The organism is Streptomyces sp. 378, from assembly GCF_030124145.1.
Lineage (GTDB): Bacteria > Actinomycetota > Actinomycetes > Streptomycetales > Streptomycetaceae > Streptomyces.
Window position 1 is genome coordinate 59,292 of record NZ_JASKMS010000008.1, and the last position, 18,918, is coordinate 78,209.

The following is an 18,918-nucleotide window of genomic DNA, read 5'->3' on the forward strand; positions in this document are numbered from 1 at the left end:
GCGCGCCGGCTGCGCGCCCCGGACCACTCGCGTCCGCCCCCGCCCCGCCCCGGCCCGCAGGGCGTGGCCCCGCACCGCTTTCCGGGCATATCGTGACAGAAGGCGAAGATTTCGGACCTCTGGACGGGGAGGTCGGCATGGTCGAAGAGCTGGTCGGTGCGGTGGCCGCGGTCGGAGCCGGGGCACTGGTCTATCTGGCCTCCGCGGCGCGGGTCGTCAAGCAGTACGAGCGCGGCGTCGTCTTCCGGCTCGGACGGCTGCACGGGCAGGCGCGAAGGCCCGGGTTCACCCTCGTCGTCCCCGCGGTGGACCGGATGCGCAAGGTCAACCTGCAGATCGTGACCATGCCGATCCCCGCCCAGGAAGGCATCACCCGCGACAACGTGACCGTGCGGGTCGACGCGGTGGTGTACTTCAAGGTCGTGGACCCGGCGGCCGCGATCGTCAACGTCGAGGACTACCGCTTCGCCGTCTCGCAGATGGCGCAGACCTCGCTGCGCTCGATCATCGGCAAGAGCGAGCTGGACGATCTGCTGTCCAACCGCGAGAAGCTCAACCAGGGCCTGGAGCTGATGATCGACAGCCCGGCCGTGGAGTGGGGTGTGACCATCGACCGCGTGGAGATCAAGGACGTCTCCCTGCCGGACACCATGAAGCGTTCCATGGCCCGGCAGGCGGAGGCCGACCGGGAGCGGCGGGCCCGGCTGATCAACGCCGACGCCGAGTACCAGGCCTCGAAGAAGCTGTCCCAGGCCGCCCAGCAGATGGCCGACACGCCCTCGGCGCTCCAGCTCCGGTTGCTGCAGACCGTCATGGCGGTGGCGGCGGAGAAGAACTCCACGCTGGTTCTGCCCATTCCGGTGGAACTGCTGCGGTTCCTGGAACGGGGCGGTGGGCAGCCCTCCGCGACGGCCGCGGAGCACGCCGACGAGGCGGTGGACCGGGCGGAGCCGGCGGAGCTGGCGGAGGGCGCTGCCGACCGCGTGGAAGAGGCCGAAGACGCCATGGAGCGGCTGCGGCGCGCGGTCGAGCAGTGACCCGTGCTACGCGCGTGGTTCCCGCCGCCCGCACCAAGTGATAGACACAGCGGGATCACAGTTCCTGTCCGCCAGCAGGAAGGTTTCCCCATGACCGCGTCCGGTCGCTCCGCCACACGACGTCAGATGCTCGCCGGAACGGGCGCCCTGGGCGTCGGAATCGCGTTCTCCGGCGCCCTGTCCGAACTCTTCACCGGCACCGCCGCCGCACAGGGCCTCGGCCGCACCGGCTACGGCCCGCTCGTCCCCGACCCCGAGGGCGTACTCGACCTGCCGGAGGGCTTCGGCTACCGGATCCTCTCCCGCGAGGGAGACGAACTCCGCTCCGGCGAGGGCGAGGTCCCCTCCAACCACGACGGCATGTCGGCCTTCCCCGGCAAGGGCGGCCGCGTCCACCTGGTCCGCAACCACGAGAACCGCGCCAACAGCAGGGTGCCGGTCCCGACGGCCGAGGGTCTCACCTACGACCCGGCCGCCGAGGGCGGCTGTACGGCGCTGACGCTGGACTCCCACGACCGGGTCCGGTCGGAACGCGTCGCGATCGCCGGTACGGCCGTGAACTGCGCCGGTGGTCCCACCCCGTGGAACACCTGGCTGACCTGCGAGGAGACCGAGGACAAGGCCGGTGACAACGGTTACACCAAGGACCACGGCTTCATCTTCGAGGTCGATCCGGCCGACCCGCACCGCACCGGGGCCGTGCCGCTGACCGCGATGGGCCGCTTCGCGCACGAGGCGATCGCCGTCGATCCCCGACGGGGCGTGGTGTACGAGACCGAGGACGCCTTCGAGAAGCCCTTCGGCCTCTTCTACCGCTTCCTGCCACAACGCCCGCTGGGCGGACGGGGTTCGCTGCGCGCGGGCGGCCGGCTCCAGGCCATGCGCGTGCCGGGGGTGCCGGACCTGTCCTCCGTCCAGGACGTCGGCGCCGAGTTCGACCGCGTCGAGTGGGTGGACGTCCCGGACCCGCAGGCCGCGCGTACGCCGATCCGGTTCCAGGACTTCGGCCGCGGGGGCATCACACACGCGCAGAAACTGGAGGGCTGCTACTGGGGCGGCCGGTCGGTGTACTTCGTGTCGTCCTTCGCCCGCCGCTCGGACGGTTCGGCCGCCGACCACTTCGGGCAGGTCTGGCGCTACGACCCGGAGTGCCGCCGGCTCACCCTGGTGATCGTGTTCGGCCCGGACACCGATGTGCGGTTGCCGGGCGAGTCGCCGGACAACATCTGCCTGGCGCCCAGCGGCGGACTCATGGTGTGCGAGGACGGCAACGGCGCCCAGCACGTCTACGGCGTCACCAGGCGGGGCGAGGTCTACGCGATGGCCCGCAACCGGCAGAACATCGGCACCGAGCAGGAGCCCGAGTGGGGCGAGTTCGCCGGGGTGTGCTTCTCGCCCGACGGCGACACGATGTACGTCAACTGCTACACGCCCGGCACCACGTTCGCGGTGACGGGCCCCTGGCGCCGCTAGCCGGGGCCCGGTTGCCGGACGGGGCGCCGGCGAGACCCGTCGTCCCGCTTGACCGGCCAGGCACAAGGACCGCGAGGGGGTCCCATGACACACGAGGACAGCACCCCGCTGCGGGACCGGCTCCGCCTCCCGCCGGGGGAGCCGGTCGACCTGCCCCGTTACGACGCCGCCGCCACCCCCGCCGGACCGGACGGCAAGGCGGCGGGCAGGGCCGCCATGGCCCGCGTCGGCGAGCGGCTGGCCGTCCTCCAGGAGCGGCTGTGGGCGTCGAGCACCAAGGGCGACCGGCGCCGGGTCCTGCTGGTCCTGCAAGGCATGGACACCAGCGGCAAGGGCGGCACGGTCAAGCACGTCATCGGCCTGCTCAACCCGTCCGGCTGCCGGATCACCGCGTTCAAGGCGCCCACCGTCGAGGAGCGCGCGCACCCCTTCCTGTGGCGGGTGGAGCAGGCGCTCCCGGCCCACGGCGAGCTGGGCATCTTCGACCGCTCCCACTACGAGGACGTGCTGATCGCGCGCGTCCGGGAGCTCGCACCCGCCACCGAGCTGGCCCGGCGCTACGAGCAGATCAACCGCTTCGAGCGGTCTCTCGCCGACGACGGCGTCACCCTGGTCAAGTGCTTCCTGCACCTCTCCTACGGCGAGCAGCGCCGCCGGCTGCTCAAACGTCTCGACAGGCCGGAGAAGCGCTGGAAGTTCGCCCCTTCCGACATCGACGACCGTGCCCTGTGGCCCGTGTTCCAGAAGGCCTACGAGATCGCCCTGGGGCGCTGCGGCACCTCGTACGCGCCCTGGTACCTGATCCCTGCCGATCACAAGTGGTACCGCAACTGGGCGGTCAGCACCCTGCTCCTGGAGCACCTCGAGGAGCTGGATCCGCGGTACCCGAAGGCGGACTTCGACGTGGACGAGTGCCGCAGACGGCTGCTGGAGCAGACCTGACCCCTCCGGTCAGGCGGCGAGCAGGGCCTCGATCTGGCCGACGGCCTCCTTCAGGCCCTCCTCCATGCCCATGGTGACCATCTGGTCCATCTGCTCGCGGGAGTCGAACAGGGAGCGCATCTCCATGCGGGTGCCGCCCGCGTGCTCGCTGAGCCGCACCCGCACGGAGATGGTCGGCATGTCGTCCTTGGGCTTGCCGTCGTCGTCGGCGAAGCCGTCGGTGAACTCCAGGGCGGTCGGCTCGCTGACCGAGGTGATACGCCACCAGCCGCGATGCCGGTCGCCCTCCGGGCCGGTCATGAAGTAGGCGACCTCTCCGCCGGGGGTCAGGTCGTGCTCCTCCACGGTCGCCGGGTAGGTCGGCGGGCCCCACCAGCGCTCCAGCTGCCGGGGGTCGGCCCACAGCCGCCACACCCGCTCGACCGGGGCGGCGAAGTCGGCGATCAGGGTGAGGGTGAGGTGGTCGAGGTCCTTGTCGACTCGGGTGACGCTCATCGTCCGGGTCCTTCCGTCGGATCGTTCTCTTCGGTTCCGGTGTCCTCGGCGAGCAGCCGGGCCATGCGGTCGACCCGCCCGCGCCACGCCGACTCGAGTGCGTCCAGGGCCTGTCGCGCGCGGCCCACCGCGTCGGGGTCGGTGCGCACGAGCTGCTCCCGTCCGCTGCGCTGCTTGGTGACCAGACCCGCCCGTTCCAGCACCGCGACGTGCTTCTGCACGGCGGCGAAGCTCATCGGGTAGGACGCGGCCAGCCGGGACACCGACAGCTCGCCGCGCACGCAGCGGCGCAGTATGTCCCGGCGCGTGGTGTCGGCCAGGGCGTGGAACAGCCGGTCCACCGTCTCGTCGCTCAGCTCATCTACAACCATTTGGTTGTACGTTAGTCCTGCTCGTCCCTTCTGTGAAGCGACCCGCCCGACACTGAAGCGGACGCACGGGGGTACTCGCTGCTCCATGGGCGAAAAGCGACAGGTCAGCAGCTCGTACTGGCTCGAGACCGCGCCGGACGGTCACCACCCGCCGCTGACGGAGGACCTGGACGTCGACGTGGCGGTGATCGGTGCCGGGATCGCCGGGCTGTCAACGGCGTGGGAGCTGACACGGGCCGGGCGCAGCGTGGCCGTGCTGGAGGCCGGCCGGGTCGCGGCCGGCGTCACCGGGCACACCACCGCCAAGGTCACGGCGCTGCACACACTCGTCTACGACAAGCTGCGGCGCACCCGGGGCCCCGAGGGCGCGCGGCTGTACGCGCGGTCCCAGTCCGAGGCCATCGAGCACGCGGCCCGGACCGCCCGGGAACTGGGCGTCGACTGCGAGTGGGAGACGAGGACCGCCTACACCTACGCCCGCGACGCGAGCCGAGTCGAGGAGCTGCGCGCGGAGGCCCGGGCCGCGGCCGAGGCCGGGCTGCCCGCCTCGTTCGTCACGGAGACCGGGCTGCCCTTCCCGGTGGCGGGCGCGGTCCAGGTCACCGGACAGGCCCAGTTCCACCCGCGCAAGTACCTGCTGGCCCTCGCCGCCGACCTGGTCGAGCACGGCGGACGGATCTACGAGGACACCACCGTTCTCGGCCTGGACGAGGGTGAGCCGTGCCGGGTGTCCACCGCGACGGGGGCGACCGTGCGGGCCCGGGACGTCGTCGTCGCGACGCACTACCCGATCTTCGACCGGGCCCTGCTCTTCGCGCGCCTCTCCACGCGCCGTGAGCTGGTGGTCGCCGGGACGATCCCCGCGGAGCAGGACCCGGACGGCATGTTCATCACCCCCGACGAGGAGACCCGCTCGGTGCGCACCGCGCCCTACGAGGGCGACCGTCGGCTGCTCATCGTCACGGGTGAGCACTTCACACCGGGCACGGGCGACCCGCGGGCCCGTTTCGAACGCCTCACCGCCTGGGCCACCGGCCACTTCCCGGACCTGGAGGTCACCCACCGCTGGGCCACCCAGGACACCGAACCCACGGACACCGTGCCGATGGTCGGCCCGCTGCACCAGGGGGCCCGGCACACCTATGTGGCCACCGGCTTCGGCGGCTGGGGCATGACCGGCGGCATCATGGCGGGGCGGCTGCTGACCGCGCAGATCACGGGCGAGGAGTGCGCGTGGAGCGCGCTGTACGACCCGCGCCGGGTGAAGGCCGCGGTGCGCGAGGCGCCGACGTTCCTCAAGACCCAGGCCAAGGTCGCCGGGCACTTCGTGGGCGACCGGCTGCGACCTTCGCCGCCGGTGGAGTCCCTGCCGCCCGGCGAGGGCGCCGTGGTCCGCGCCGACGGCGGGCGACTCGCGGTGTACCGGGACGACGACGGCCGGCTCCACGCCGTCTCCGCCCGCTGCACCCACCTGGGGTGCCTGGTCGACTTCAACGCAGCCGAACGCGCCTGGGAGTGCCCCTGCCACGGCTCCCGTTTCGACACGGACGGCAAGGTGATCCAGGGACCGGCGACCAAGCCGTTGGAGCAGCGCGACCTCTGACGACACCCGGGCCTACGCTGGGCGTATGAGCGAGGACGACTACTGCCTGATCGACGCGACCAGGCCGCCCCGGGCGGACGGGCCGCCGTACGCGGACTGCGTGCTGTGCCGGGAGCCGACGGAGTACCCCGAGTCGTACAAGGGCATCACGCTCTGCCCCGTCTGCGAGTGGCAGGAGGCGCAGCGCACCGCCTGCTCAGGGTGATCTGCGGGAGGCGAGCGCACCGGCGAGGGCCAGCGCCGCGGCAGCGATCAGGGCCGCCGCGGTCAGGGGCAGCAGCGGCAACGGTACGGTGCCCCGCCGCGAGCCGGTCACCAGGTCCCGCACGGCCGCCTGGGCCGGTGAGCCGGTGGCGACCAGCGACAGCAGCGCCGCGAGCAGCAGGGCGAGGACGGCCCGGCCCGGCGACCGCAGCAGGGGCCGGCTGGTGAGCGCGCCGACGGCCGTGCCGAGCAGGGCGCAGGCCAGGGCGGCGAGCAGCCCGGCCCCGCAGGCGGCGGCGAGCGGCACCCGGGTGCGGTGGTCGGAGGCGACCGGATCGCTGAGCAGCGTCACCGCGAGGACCGCGAGCGTGCCGAGCGCCGTCGCGCCGGCCAGGGCCACCAGCAGACAGGCCACATGAGCCCGCGCGGGTCCGGCGGCCGCCGCCACACAGCCCCGCGCCGCGTCCGGTTCGCCCGTGACGCAGATCCGGGCCAGCCAGGCGGCCACGGGCAGCGACGCGGCGGCCGTGCAGCCGAGCGAGTCGAGCACGGGCTGCCCGGCCTGGATGCTGACCGCCAGGAAGGCCGCGTACAGCAGGAACGGTGGCAGCCAGCGCTGCGAGCGCATCAGCAGGGCGGCGTGGTAGCGCATCAGGGCGCTCACCCCTGCCTCCCCGGAGCCGTCGTCCGCGGGGACACGCTCACCACGTGCCAGGGCGGGCGGGCCGTCAGCAGGGTGCGGAGCAGGACGTCGGAGTGCGGGGCGGGGACGGTGAGGCGGTAACGGCCCCGGGCGGTCGCGTCGGCGGAGGTGACGATCCGTCGTATGTCGCCGGGGAGCCGTCCGTCCGGCGGGCCCTGTACGTCCACGGTGACCTGCGGGCCGGAGGGGCCCGGCTCCGGTGACGCGTCCTCGACGAGGCGGCCGTCGCGCACGGCGTACGTCGCGTCCGGCAGGCCCGCCAGGCGGCGCGGGTCGTGGTCGACGAAGACCACGGACGCACCGGCCGCCGTGCGTGCGGCGACCGCGCGCTCCAACTCGGCGCGGGCCTCGGTGTCCAGCCCGGTCCACGCCTCGTCCAGCACCAGCAGCTCCGGCTCCGCCACCAGGGCCTGCGCGACCGCGAGCTTCTGGCTGCTGCCCTTCGACAGCCGGGCCATCGGCGTCCCGGCGTACGCGGCGGCGCCGAGGCGCTCCAGCCACTCCCCGGCGGCCCGAGCGGCAGCCGAGCGGGTCAGGCCGTGCACGGCGCCGAGGTGGGTGAGATAGCCGGCGGCGGTGAAGGGCAGGGCCGGCGGGAACCGCTCGGGGACGTACGCGGTGCGCGGCCGGCCGGTGACGCGGCCCTCGCTGGGGGCGTCGATGCCGGCGAGCAGCCGCAGCAGCGTGGACTTGCCGCTGCCGTTGGCGCCCTCGACACGGACGAGCCGGCCCGGGGCCACCGTCAGGTCGACACCGCGCAACACCCAGGGGCCGCGCAGACCGTACCGTCGGCCCGCGTTCCGCAGGCACAGGTCGGGGCGCATGGGCCCATCCTGCACGATCTTCGGACTGGCACACTGGGTTTCGTGAGTGAAGACCCGACGCCCGTGAGCGACAGTCCCTTCCGGTCCGAGCCCTCTTCGCGCGACGAGGCACCGCAGTTCGTGCTGCCCCTGGTCGTGCGGATCGAGCGGGCGGACCCGCCGGCGCGCACGGACGCGCTGGAGACGGCCGCGCGAGCCGTGCTGACGATCCTGGCCGACGAGCGGTCAACCGGCGAGGGCGAGTGGGCCGGGGTGATGCGGGACTGGCAGGACGCCCGGATCCGCAAGGTGGTGCGGCGGGCGCGCGGCGCGGAGTGGCGGCGGGCCGAGGCGCTGGACGGCATCACGGTCACCGGCAAGTCGGCCCAGGTGCGGGTCTTCCCGCCCGTCCCCCTGGACGGCTGGCCCAAGGACCTGGCCAGGCTCCAGGTGTCCGGCACCGACCTGGACGACCCGGAGCCGCCGGTGGACGCGGACCCGGCCGCTCCCGTGCTGTGGCTGAACCCGGATCTAGGCATGTCGGCCGGGAAGGCGATGGCGCAGGCGGGCCACGCCGCCCAACTGGCCTGGTGGGAGTTGTCCGACGGGGAGCGGACGGCCTGGCGGGACGCGGGTTTCCCGCTCGCCGTCCGTACGGCCGACGCGGACCGCTGGCCCGGACTGACCGGCAGCGGGCTGCCGTTGGTGCGCGACGCGGGATTCACGGAGATCGCGCCCGGCTCGTGCACGGTGGTGGCGGACCACCCGGCGCTGCGCGGGGAGCCGCGCGGGACGGGCGGTCTGGCGTCCACCCGTTCGGAGTAGCCGCGGACGCGGCGGCCGTGGACGAGTGCTCCAGTGGAGTTACCACTCGACCCGACCCAGGAGGCAGCCATGTCCAGCGCCGCGCCCCCTCCCCCCGCCCCGCCCGCCTCCGACGACCGGATGCCCGGCGGCCCCGGCCCGGGCGACTCCGGTGACCCGTGGGCGGCGGGGGGTCTCGCTCTCGGCGGCATCCTGATGGTCGTCTACGGCCTCTTCGCGGTACTCCAGGGCATCGCGGCGATCGCCGGCGACGAGGTGTACACGAGCTTCGGCCAGTACTCCTTCGCGTTCGACCTGACCGCGTGGGGCTGGATCCATCTGATCGTCGGTGTGCTCGTGGTGGCCGCCGGGTGCGGCCTGTTCACCGGGGCCGCCTGGGCGCGGGTCGTGAGCGCGGTCGTGGTCGGTCTGGCGCTGATCGCGAACTTCCTCTGGCTGCCGTACCAGCCCTTCTGGTCGATCATCATGATCGTGACCGGCCTGTTCGTCCTGTGGTCGGTGTTCAACTACCGCTCCTCCCGCCCGCCGGTGTAGGGCCCCGGTCAGGAAGAAGGCGGCGGGCGCCGCTCGCGCTCCGCGACCACCGCGTGCATCCGGCGGGACAGCGCGGTGGCCGCCGCCGTGAGGAAGACGAACGTGTAGACGATCTGCACGACGGCCACCAGGCGGGCCTCCTGCCCGCGCGGGGTGATGTCGCCGTAGCCGACGGTCGCGAGCGTGACGACGGTGAAGTACAGCGCGTCGACGCGGGTGCGCAGACCGGTGAACTGGCCCGGCTGCTGGGCGAGGGCGTAGTACCCGGACGAGAAGACCAGCACGGCCAGGCACATCAGCAGCGAGATCATGATGCCCGACCGGGCCTGCGGCCTCTCCAGCACGATGTCGCGCACATGGCGCAGCAGCAGTGTGGCGACGAGCGTCAGGCACAGCACGAACAGCGACCCGCCCAGCCAGGGGCGGTCGGCGCCGAGCCCTTCCAACGGCAGCAGGAAGTAGGCCGTGCCGACTGCCAGGAGCAGGGCTCCGGCCCCGATCCTCAGCCGGCGGACGGCGGCCGCCCCGGACTCCGGTTCGTGCCGACGCGCGGGGCGCTGCGGCTGCTCGCGGCCTTCGGACATGGCTCCGGTCTACGACCTGTCAGCGGGTGGCGCGATCCTTGCGCCTCCGTCAGGGGCGAGGAGGAGGCGCCGAACCTCAAATGTTGCTCTGAAGGCGGGCCCGGTGGGGTTCGGGCGCGGACGGCTGGGCCATACCCCCCTCACGTTCGAGGAACGGGCCGGGTGGAGGAGGGGACGATGGAGCGACTGGGGACGGGCATCGGGTGGCGGCCGGAGATCGCGGACGCCGTGGAGCGGATGCCGGGGATCGACTGGGTCGAGGCCGTGGCCGAGAACGTCTGCCCCGGGCACCTGCCCGACTCGCTGCGGCGGCTGCGCCAGCGCGGCGTCACCGTGGTGCCGCACGGCGTCTCCCTCGGCCTCGGGGGCGCCAACCGGCCCGACGCGGGCCGGCTGACCGCACTGGCCGAGCGTGCGGAGGCGCTGGGCTCGCCGCTGGTCACCGAGCACGTCGCGTTCGTACGGGCGGGCGGATCGCTGACGGCGTCCCCGCACCTGGAGGCGGGCCACCTGCTGCCCGTCCCGCGGACCCGGGACGCCCTGGACGTGCTCTGCGAGAACGTGCGCATCGCGCAGGACGCACTGCCGGTGCCGCTGGCGGTGGAGAACATCGCCGCGCTGATCCGCTGGCCGGGCGAGGAGATGACGGAGGGCCAGTTCCTCTACGACCTCGCCGACCGCACCGGCGTCCGTCTCCTGATCGACGTGGCCAACCTGCACACCAACCACGTCAACCGCGGTGAGGACCCGGCCGAGGCCCTCGCCGAGCTCCCCCTGGAGGCCATCGCCTACGTCCACGTCGCCGGTGGTTTCGCACGCGACGGCGTCTGGCACGACAGCCACGCCCATCCCGTTCCCCGGCCGGTCCTCGACATCCTCACGGACCTCGCCTCCCGCGTCCGTCCTCCGGGTGTCCTCCTGGAACGGGACGAGAACTTCCCGGAACCGGCGGAACTGGAAGGCGAGTTGACCTCGATCCGCCGGGCGCTGGACGCAGGGGCCGTCGAGCTCGTGAAGACGCAGTTCCGCGCGACGGTCCTGGCGACCGCGGGGCGGGCGGAGGCCGGACCGCGCGACGGGACACCGGTGCGAGCCGGCTCCGGGCGGCGTGACGAGGCACTGGTGGGAGCCGGCTCCGGGAAGCGCGAGGAAGCCGGGCGCGTCGACGGTGGTCTGCCCGCAGCCGCCGACGCCGGACCGCGGGAAGGGACCCGGGGCGACGGCGCCGGACCGCGGGCCCATGAGACCGGGGCGGCCGAGGCGACACGGGGCGCCTTCGGCCTGCCCCACCAACAGGGCGTCGGCGGCGCTCGGCAGCGGCTCGGGCTGGCGCAGGCGGCGCTGCTGTCGGCGCTGGTCGCGGGAACGCCCGTGCCCGAGGGGTTCGACCGGCCGCGGATCGGCGTACAGGCGCGGGCGCTCGCCGCGAAGCGAGCGGATGTCGTGGCGCACGTCGCTCCGGAGTTGCCGGCGATCCTCGGGGGCGAGTACCGCACGGCGTTCCTCGGCTACGCCCAGACCCGCCCGATGACCGCCGGCTACCGGCGCGACGCCCTCACCTTCGCCGAGCACCTGCTGTCCACCGGGCGGCCCGGGGACGTGCGGGCGCGGCGAGAACTGCGGGAGTGGTGGCTCGAGAGGTCGGGGCCCAGGCCGCGCTCCCGCCGCCCGGCCCACCGGCTCGCTCGCGCCACGCGCAGCGTCCTGCTGCGGCGCTGAGCGGAGCACACCCGGCCCGCGCCCTCGACTCGACTTCAACGCCGTCGCCCGCGATCCGGTCGGCGACAGCGCTCCCCCGGCCGCCGCCCCCGGGCGGGCCGTACCGCCGTCCGCGTCCCCGTCGCCGGGCCACACGCTCCCGCCCCCGCCCACGGCCCGCCTCGGGACCAAAACGGAACGTCACGTACCGACAACACTCCGTCCGGATCGTGAACGAGGCATGGTGCCCCGGGACCGTGTCACATACAAACAACATATGCTCTGGGTTCTTTTCCTGCTGGCGGCCTGGGCCGTGGCCGGCACGGCGTGCACGCGTCTGTGCCTGGCCGCCGTGCGCGCCGCGGCCGTGGACACGGACACCGGCCGGGGGCGTGAACTCACGCTGTACGAGGCCGCGTTCCTCTCCGGCGGCCCCCGGCGGGTCGCCGACGTCACCCTGGTCGCCATGGCTCGCCAGCGCCGTCTGCTCCTCGCCCACACCGGCTGGGCCACGGTCGTCGACCCACGGGGGCGGGACGAGATGGAGCGGTCGGTGATAGGGGCCATCGGCCCCGAGGGGCAGTCCCGCATCGCGCCGGTGCGGGCCACGGCCGCTACGGCGGACGCGGTGCGCGGAATCGCCGAAGGGCTGGTGCGGGCGGGGCTCGCGGTGCCGGACAGCGCCCGCACCACCGTCGCGAGCGCCGTCCGGCGGGTGCGCGGGGCAGCCGCCGCCGTCCTCGGACTGGGCGTGGCCGCACTGCTGACACCCGCCCCGCCGGATATGCCGCGGCACCTGGTCGCCCTGTGGTTCGCGCTGCCGCTCGCCCTGACCCTGAGCTGCCTGGCCGTCGCGCGGGTCGAGATCCACCCCTACTCGCGCTGGGCCTCCCCGGCCGGTCAGCGGCTGCTCGGCGCGCTGACCCGGACCGCGGACGGCGCCGCCGACGACCGTACGTACCTCACCTCGGTGGCCGTACGCGGCGTCCGCGCGATCGGCGAACCGGACCTGCGGGCCGCGTTCACGCACCGCGAGTCGCACGACTGACCGACCGGGGGCGCACACGGGGCATTGGGCCCGACACCGGCGGACAGTGCTTGCCTTCCCGCCGCTCCGAACGAAACATCCCTCTCGTCGCCACCGTGCACCGAAGGGATACGCGATGAGAGCCGCCCTCGTCTGCTCGGCCGCCGGGTCCTTGCTGCTGAGCACCCTCACCGCGGCCCCGGCCACCGAGGACCGGACGGGGGCGGCCGAGATGCGGGGCACCGCCGTGGCCGCCGCCCGCGCGAAGGCGGCCGGTGTCGACTTCGGCCCGTGCCCCGACGCGCAGGACCTGCCCGGCAGCATGCAGTGCGGCACGGTGAGCGTCCCGCTGGACTACGCCCGCCCGGACGGCGAGCGGATCGAACTCTCCGTCAGCAGGGCCCGTGCCACACGGAAGGACCCGCACCACGGCACGCACACGGTCCGCAGGCAGGGCGCCCTGCTCCACAACCCGGGCGGGCCGGGCGCCACCGGCCTGTACTTCCCGCTCATCGGCCTGCTCCCCGAGTGGAAGCGGATCGCGGCCGCCTATGACCTCGTCGGCTACGCCCCGCGCGGGGTCGGCTCTTCGGCGCCGCTGTCGTGCGAGGACCCGAAGCAGTTCCTCAAGGGGCCCTCGCAGGCGCCGACGCACCCCTCGGAGTCGTACAAGCGGGAGCGCGTCGCGCAGGCGAAGGCGTACGCGCGCGGCTGCGCCGAGCGGTCCGGCGACGCCCTGCGGCACTACCACTCACTGAACAACGCCCGGGACCTCGACGTGCTGCGCGCCGCGCTCGGCGAGGAACGGCTGACGTTCATGGGCTCCTCGTACGGCACCTATTTCGGTGCCCTGTACGCGACGCTGTTCCCGGCGCACGTACGGCGGATGGTGTTCGACTCGGTGGTCCACCCCGGCCCGGCGCGGATCTGGTACCGCAACAGCCTCGTCCAGTCGGCGGCGTTCGAGCGTCGCTGGGCGGACTTCCGGGCGTGGATCGCCCGGCACGACGACGTGTACGGGCTGGGCGGGACGGCTCGGGAGGTGCTGCGCGGCTACGAGCGGGCGAGCGCGAGGCTGGCCGCCGAGCCGGCGGGCGGGAAGGTCGGACCGGGTCAGCTGCAGGGCGCGTTCCTCCAGGCCGGGTACTACGACGACCAGTGGCCGCACCGCGCGCACGCGCTCTCCGCCTATCTCAAGGGCGATGCGAAGCCGCTGGTCGAGCAGATGGAGCAACACCCGCAGGCAGCCGCCGAGGCGGAGAACTCGCGCGCGGTCTACCTGGCCGTCGAGTGCAACGACGCTCCCTGGCCCACCGACTTCAGGGTGTGGGACCGGGACAACACCCGGCTCGCGCGGGTGGCGCCCTTCGAGACCTGGCACAACGTGTGGACGAACCTGCCGTGCGCGTACTGGCGGGCACCCCGGCAGCAGCCGCTCGATGTGGCGGCCGGGCCGGGCGAACTGCCCCCGACGCTGATCCTGGCCGCCGAGCGGGACGCCGCCACGCCCTACGACGGCGCCCTCGAACTCCACGACCGCCTCGCGGGTTCGGTCCTGGTGACGGAGCGGGACGCCGGCGCCCACGGCCTGGCCGGCGGCCCGAACGCCTGCGTCAACGGGCACATGGAGGCGTATCTGCTCGAGGGCCGGCTGCCGGGACGGCGCGCGGAGTGCGCCCCGCACGCCGAGCCGAAGCCGACGGCCCCGGACCGCAGGGCCGTCGGGCGCAGCCGCTGATCAGGCCAGACCGGCGACCAGCTCGGCGATGTCCTTGCGGCGGCCCGTGTAGAACGGCACCTCCTCGCGGACGTGCATACGGGCCTCTGAGGCGCGCAGGTGACGCATGAGGTCGACGATGCGGTACAGCTCGTCGGCCTCGAAGGCGAGGATCCACTCGTAGTCGCCGAGGGAGAACGAGGCGACGGTGTTGGCGCGGACGTCCGGGTAGCCGCGGGCCATCTTGCCGTGGTCGGCCAGCATGCGGCGGCGGTCCTCGTCGGGCAGCAGGTACCAGTCGTAGGAGCGCACGAAGGGGTAGACGCTCACGTAGTCGCGGGGCGTCTCGTCGGCGAGGAACGCCGGGATGTGCGCGCGGTTGAACTCGGCGGGGCGGTGCAGCGCCATGTTCGACCAGACGGGCTCCAGGGCGCGGCCCAGCTTCGTACGGCGGAAGAGGTTGTACGCCTCCTGCAACGCGTCGCTGGTCTCCGCGTGCCACCAGATCATGAGGTCGGCGTCGGCGCGCAGACCCGACACGTCGTAGGTGCCGCGGATCGTCACGTCCTTGGCGGCGAGCTGGTCGAACAGCTCCTGGACCTCGTCGGCGTACCCGGCGCGGTCCTCGGGGAGGACGTCCTTCAGCTTGAAGACGGACCAGAGCGTGTAGCGGATGACCTCGTTGAGGTCCTTGGCCAGCTTGCCCTTGTTCGGGATGCGCTCGGGCGCGGTGCTGGAGGCCGGGGTGGAGGCGTCGTCACTCATGCTCCTCATTCTCCCGCTCCGCCGTGCAGACTCTGCACCGGGTGGGCGGTGAGCTCCTGCACACCGCGCGGGTCACCGTGGATCCCGTCGACGGCGGCGTACGCACCGGCGATGCACGCCGGGATGCCGACGCCGTCGTACGCGGCGCCGCAGACGGCGAGGCCGGGGAGGCGGGCGATGTGCTCGCGGACGCGGGCCACGCGCGCGTGGTGGCCGACGGGGTACTGGGGCAGGCCGTCGTCCCAGCGGGTGACGAGGGCGGCGACGGGTGCGGCGTCGAGGCCGGTGGCGGCCTTCAGGTCGTGCCGGGAGACGTCGACGAGTTCGCTGTCGTCGCGCCCGAGGATCTGCGTCTCGCCGTGGCGTCCGACGGAGGTGCGCAGGACGACCAGGTCCGGGTTCTCGTCGGCGATCCAGCCCCACTTCTGCGAGGCGAACGTGGACGCCTTGATGGTGTGCCCGTCGACGGGCGGCACGAGGAAGCCGCTGCCGTCGGGGAGGGCCGCCCCGTCGCGGCGGTAGGCGAGGGTGACCAGGGCCATGGAGGCGTACTCGACACCGTCGAGCTCCGCGGCGGCGCCGGGGGCCTCGGCGCGCAGCAGCCGGGCGGCGACGGGGGCGGGGGCGGCGACGACCACGGCGTCCGCGAGCCACTCGCGCCCGGCGGAGGCGATGTGCCAGCGGCCCTCGGGGGTGCGACGCAGATCCGTCACCGGTGTCCGCGTGAGGATCTCGCCCCCGCGGGCCCTGACCGAGTCCGCCACCGCGAGGGGCAGGGTGCCGACGCCGCCCCGGATCCCCATGAAGACCGGGCCGGTCTGCCGGGCCGCGGCCGCCTTCGCCTGGAGCTCGCGGACCCCCGCCGTCAGGGAGGTGTGGCTGCGGGCCGCCTGGAAGAGCTGCGGGACGGCCGAGCGCATGGAGATGCGGTACGCGTCGCCCGCGTACACCCCGCCCAGCATGGGCTCCAGCAGGCGGTCGACGACCTCGCGGCCGAGGCGCTCCGCCACGTACTCCCCCACCGCCACGTCGTCGCCGACCTCGGTGCGGGGCAGCTCGGCGTCCCGCTCGATGCGGGCGAGGCCCTCCTCGGACACCACCCCGGCCAGGGCGGACGCGGTGCCGGGCACTCCCATCACATGCCCCTTGGGGAAGGGGCGCAGGGCGCCGCGGGTCCACAGTGAGGCCGTCGCGGTGGCCGGGGGCTGGAGGTTCTCGGCGAGGCCGACCTCGCGCGCGAGTGCCACCGCCTCGGGGCGGCGGGCCAGCATCGACTCGGCGCCCAGGTCCACGCGCGCGCCCGCGATCTCCCCGGGAAGCAGCTTGCCGCCGACCCGGCCGGACGCCTCCAGCACGGTCACCCGCGCCCCGCGCTCCAGCAGCCGGTGTGCGGCGGCCAGCCCCGCGATGCCCGCCCCGATGACGACGACCTGCCCTTGAACTTCGCGCATGCCCCCAGCCTCTCAGACCCCGCTGACACCGCCGCCGCGCCCCGGTGTCCGTCACGAGTCCCGACCGTGACCAAATCGGAACCGTCCCGGGCCAAACGGCCGACGCCGTCCGGGCGTCGAAGAAGCGTCAGCAGAATCGACCCCGGGGGATGCCCGCATGCGCACACGACGATCCGCCCGCCGACCCGCCCCGGCTCTCGCCGCGCTCCTGTTGGCCGCGGCCCTCGCGCTCACCGGGTGCAGCGGCGGAGGAGAGGACTCCGCCGGCAGCAGCGCCGCCGACCGGGGAGTCGCCGCCCCGCAAGCGGACGACAAGGGCGGCGCGAAGGAGGCCGCTCCCGGCGGCGTCGGAAGCGGAGCCAGGGCGACCGCGCCGCCGAAGCTCCCCACGAGCCACATCATCCGCACGGCCTCGCTGACCGTGCGGGTCAAGGACGTCCCGAAGGCCCTGGAGCAGGCCCGCACCGGCACCGAGAACGCGGGCGGCTACGTCGGCAACGAGACCACCACCCGGGACGCCGAGGGCCGCGAGCGCACCCAGGTCGTGCTGCGCGTGCCCGTCGAGAGGTACGACGGAGTCCTCGCCGAGCTGGAGGGCACCGGCAAGCTCCTCGACCGCAGCGCGAAGGCCGAGGACGTCACCGACCAGGTCGTGGACGTGGACAGCCGCATCAAGACGCAGCGCGCCAGCGTGGCCCGGATCCGCGAGCTGATGGACCGGGCCGGCAAGCTCAGCGACGTGGTGACCCTGGAGGGCGAACTGAGCAGCCGCCAGGCCGACCTGGAGGCGCTGCTCGCCCGGCAGGAGTCCCTGAAGGACCGCACCAGTCTGGCCACCATCACCCTGTCGCTGTCCGAGACCCCGGTGAAGAAGGAGGCCAAGGAGGACGACGACCCTGGGTTCGTGGACGCGCTCGCGGGCGGCTGGAACGCCTTCGTGACGATGCTGCGCTGGCTCGCGGTGGCCTTCGGCGCCGTCCTGCCGTTCGCGGCGGTGGCCGCGCTGATCGTCCTGCTGTGGCTGCGGGTCGTACGCCCCCGCCTGTCGCGCCGCCCCGCGCCGGCGTCCGCGACGACCGCCCCGGACCCGTTGCCGACGGCCCGTCCGGCGCCGGAGTCCACGCAGCCGCGAACCCCCGGCGAGCGGGACTGAACTGCCCTGCTCCCGTAGCGTGTCCGCATGAACATGAGCCGCACACGGGAGCGACTGGTCGTCATCGGCGGCGACGCCGCGGGCATGTCCGCGGCGTCGCAGGCGCGCCGTCTGAAGGGCCCCGAGGAACTGGAGATCGTGGCGTTCGAACGGGGCCACTTCACGTCGTACTCGGCGTGCGGCATCCCCTACTGGGTCGGCGGCGACGTCACCGACCGGGACCGGCTCATCGCCCGCACCCCCGAGGAACACCGCGCGCGCGACATCGACCTGCGGCTGCGCACCGAGGTCACGGAACTCGACCTCGACGGGCGGCGGGTACGCGCGCGTGACGTCGACTCCGGCGAGGAGTCCTGGACGTCGTACGACAAGCTCGTGATCGCGACCGGCGCCCGGCCGATCCGGCCCGACATGCCCGGGGCCGACGCGGCCGGGGTGCACGGCGTGCAGACGCTGGACGACGGCCAGGCCCTGCTCGACACGCTGGAACGCACGCGTGGCCGACGCGCGGTGGTCGTCGGGGCGGGCTACATCGGCGTGGAGATGGCCGAGGCGCTCATCAACCGCGGCTACGAGGTGACGGTCGTCAACCGCGGCAGCGAACCCATGTCGACCCTCGACCCGGACATGGGCTGCCTGGTGCACGAGGCCATGGAGGGCCTGGGCATCACGATGGTGAACGATGCCGAGGTCACCAAGATCCTGACCGACGACGACGCGGCCGTGCGGGCGGTGGTCACGCAGGACCGCGAGTTCCCGGCGGACGTCGTCGTGCTCGGTATCGGCGTCCGCCCCGAGACGACCCTCGCGAAGGCCGCAGGACTCCCCCTGGGCCCGCACGGCGGTCTCCTCACGGACCGCTCGATGCGGGTGCGCGGCCACGAGAACGTCTGGGCCGGCGGCGACTGCGTCGAGGTCCTGGACCTGGTCTCCGGCCAGGAGCGGCACATCCCGCTCGGCACCCACGCCAACAAGCACGGCCAGATCATCGGCACCAACGTCGGCGGCGGGTACGCGACCTTCCCGGGCGTGGTCGGCACCGCGGTCAGCAAGGTCTGCGACCTGGAGATCGCCCGCACGGGCCTGCGCGAGAAGGACGCCCACCGCGCCGGGCTGCGCTTCCACTCGGTGACCATCGAATCGACCAGCCGCGCGGGCTACTACCCGAACGCCTCCCCCATGACGGTCAAGATGCTCGCCGAGCACCGCACGGGCCGCCTCCTCGGCGTGCAGATCGTCGGCCGGGAGGGCGCGGGCAAGCGGGTCGACATCGCGGCGGTCGCCCTGACCGCGGGAATGACGGCGGAACAGATGACCATGCTGGACCTCGGATACGCCCCGCCGTTCTCCCCGGTCTGGGACCCGGTCCTGGTAGCGGCCCGCAAGGCGGCGGCAAAGGTGCGCAGTTCGGCATAAGGGACGGTAGGGCTGGAGGGGCGCGGGCCGTGGCGATGTGCGGCTCCGCCGCGTGGGCGCGACCAGCCACGACAAACCCGCACCCGGCGGCGAACCCGCACCCCTACGGCCAAGCGC

Annotated in this window: 19 protein-coding genes; 12 read left to right on the plus strand and 7 right to left on the minus strand. The window is 73.7% G+C overall.

The genetic code is table 11. From position 1 onward, the window contains the following. Positions 1–137 precede the first annotated feature (137 nt). The 3 genes from QNO09_RS13650 to QNO09_RS13660 all read left to right on the plus strand — a co-directional run bounded on the left by QNO09_RS13650 (position 138) and on the right by QNO09_RS13660 (position 3,452). Complete coding sequence (locus QNO09_RS13650) at positions 138–1,037, plus strand: slipin family protein (RefSeq protein ID WP_283970416.1); 900 nt, start codon at positions 138–140, stop codon at positions 1,035–1,037. Between the two features lie 90 nt (positions 1,038–1,127). Beyond that, complete coding sequence (locus QNO09_RS13655; RefSeq protein ID WP_283970417.1) at positions 1,128–2,510, plus strand: PhoX family protein; 1,383 nt, start codon at positions 1,128–1,130, stop codon at positions 2,508–2,510. An 84-nt stretch (positions 2,511–2,594) separates the two neighbouring features. Continuing rightward, a complete protein-coding gene (locus tag QNO09_RS13660) occupies positions 2,595–3,452 on the plus strand; it encodes a PPK2 family polyphosphate kinase (protein ID WP_283970418.1) in 858 nt (285 codons plus the stop codon). 9 nt (positions 3,453–3,461) lie between these two features. Here the strand turns inward: QNO09_RS13660 and QNO09_RS13665 are convergent, their stop codons facing one another. Together QNO09_RS13665 and QNO09_RS13670 are read right to left on the minus strand one after the other, a co-directional pair. Beyond that, a complete protein-coding gene (locus QNO09_RS13665) occupies positions 3,462–3,947 on the minus strand; it encodes an SRPBCC family protein (protein ID WP_283970419.1) in 486 nt (161 codons plus the stop codon). After that, positions 3,944–4,318, minus strand: a complete 375-nt coding sequence (locus QNO09_RS13670) for an ArsR/SmtB family transcription factor (RefSeq protein ID WP_283970420.1) — start codon at positions 4,316–4,318, stop codon at positions 3,944–3,946. The genes QNO09_RS13665 and QNO09_RS13670 overlap by 4 nt, the downstream gene beginning before the upstream one ends. An 85-nt stretch (positions 4,319–4,403) precedes the next feature. Between QNO09_RS13670 and QNO09_RS13675 the strand changes: the two genes are divergently transcribed. Together QNO09_RS13675 and QNO09_RS13680 are read left to right on the plus strand one after the other, a co-directional pair. Beyond that, positions 4,404–5,921 (plus strand): FAD-dependent oxidoreductase, encoded by a 1,518-nt coding sequence (locus tag QNO09_RS13675; RefSeq protein ID WP_283970421.1) that lies wholly within the window; start codon positions 4,404–4,406, stop codon positions 5,919–5,921. A gap of 25 nt (positions 5,922–5,946) precedes the next feature. Continuing rightward, a complete protein-coding gene (locus QNO09_RS13680) occupies positions 5,947–6,126 on the plus strand; it encodes a hypothetical protein (RefSeq protein WP_283970422.1) in 180 nt (59 codons plus the stop codon). On the opposite strand, the gene QNO09_RS13685 is transcribed toward QNO09_RS13680, so the two are convergent. Together QNO09_RS13685 and QNO09_RS13690 are read right to left on the minus strand one after the other, a co-directional pair. Beyond that, the gene (locus QNO09_RS13685) at positions 6,118–6,789 is read right to left on the minus strand and encodes an ABC transporter (RefSeq protein WP_283970423.1); all 672 of its coding nucleotides are present in this window, start codon (positions 6,787–6,789) and stop codon (positions 6,118–6,120) included. The two genes, QNO09_RS13680 and QNO09_RS13685, sit on opposite strands and share 9 nt — an antisense overlap. Further along, complete coding sequence (locus tag QNO09_RS13690; protein ID WP_283970424.1) at positions 6,786–7,652, minus strand: ABC transporter ATP-binding protein; 867 nt, start codon at positions 7,650–7,652, stop codon at positions 6,786–6,788. The genes QNO09_RS13685 and QNO09_RS13690 overlap by 4 nt, the downstream gene beginning before the upstream one ends. 42 nt (positions 7,653–7,694) lie before the next feature. Between QNO09_RS13690 and QNO09_RS13695 the strand changes: the two genes are divergently transcribed. After that, a complete protein-coding gene (locus QNO09_RS13695) occupies positions 7,695–8,456 on the plus strand; it encodes an aminoacyl-tRNA hydrolase (RefSeq protein ID WP_283970425.1) in 762 nt (253 codons plus the stop codon). A 69-nt stretch (positions 8,457–8,525) separates the two neighbouring features. Then, the gene (locus QNO09_RS13700; protein ID WP_283970426.1) at positions 8,526–8,990 is read left to right on the plus strand and encodes a DUF7144 family membrane protein; all 465 of its coding nucleotides are present in this window, start codon (positions 8,526–8,528) and stop codon (positions 8,988–8,990) included. Between the two features lie 8 nt (positions 8,991–8,998). On the opposite strand, the gene QNO09_RS13705 is transcribed toward QNO09_RS13700, so the two are convergent. Further along, a complete protein-coding gene (locus QNO09_RS13705; protein ID WP_283970427.1) occupies positions 8,999–9,574 on the minus strand; it encodes a potassium channel family protein in 576 nt (191 codons plus the stop codon). A 177-nt stretch (positions 9,575–9,751) separates the two neighbouring features. Between QNO09_RS13705 and QNO09_RS13710 the strand changes: the two genes are divergently transcribed. From QNO09_RS13710 to QNO09_RS13720, 3 genes are all read left to right on the plus strand, one after another. Next, a complete protein-coding gene (locus QNO09_RS13710) occupies positions 9,752–11,293 on the plus strand; it encodes an MbnB/TglH/ChrH family RiPP precursor modification enzyme (protein ID WP_283970428.1) in 1,542 nt (513 codons plus the stop codon). Positions 11,294–11,549: 256 nt separating this feature from the next. Next, complete coding sequence (locus tag QNO09_RS13715; protein WP_283970429.1) at positions 11,550–12,320, plus strand: TIGR04222 domain-containing membrane protein; 771 nt, start codon at positions 11,550–11,552, stop codon at positions 12,318–12,320. A 115-nt stretch (positions 12,321–12,435) separates the two neighbouring features. Beyond that, on the plus strand, positions 12,436–14,037 hold the full coding sequence (locus QNO09_RS13720; RefSeq protein ID WP_283970430.1) for an alpha/beta hydrolase: 1,602 nt from the start codon (positions 12,436–12,438) through the stop codon (positions 14,035–14,037). On the opposite strand, the gene hemQ is transcribed toward QNO09_RS13720, so the two are convergent. Beyond that, a complete protein-coding gene (gene hemQ / locus QNO09_RS13725) occupies positions 14,038–14,781 on the minus strand; it encodes a hydrogen peroxide-dependent heme synthase (protein ID WP_283970431.1) in 744 nt (247 codons plus the stop codon). Between the two features lie 5 nt (positions 14,782–14,786). Further along, the gene (gene hemG / locus QNO09_RS13730) at positions 14,787–16,232 is read right to left on the minus strand and encodes a protoporphyrinogen oxidase (RefSeq protein WP_283970432.1); all 1,446 of its coding nucleotides are present in this window, start codon (positions 16,230–16,232) and stop codon (positions 14,787–14,789) included. Positions 16,233–16,389: 157 nt separating this feature from the next. On the opposite strand from hemG, the gene QNO09_RS13735 reads away from it, so the two are divergent. Together QNO09_RS13735 and QNO09_RS13740 are read left to right on the plus strand one after the other, a co-directional pair. Next, on the plus strand, positions 16,390–17,385 hold the full coding sequence (locus tag QNO09_RS13735) for a DUF4349 domain-containing protein (protein ID WP_283970433.1): 996 nt from the start codon (positions 16,390–16,392) through the stop codon (positions 17,383–17,385). Positions 17,386–17,412: 27 nt separating this feature from the next. After that, on the plus strand, positions 17,413–18,801 hold the full coding sequence (locus tag QNO09_RS13740; RefSeq protein WP_283970434.1) for an FAD-dependent oxidoreductase: 1,389 nt from the start codon (positions 17,413–17,415) through the stop codon (positions 18,799–18,801). Positions 18,802–18,918 lie beyond the last annotated feature (117 nt).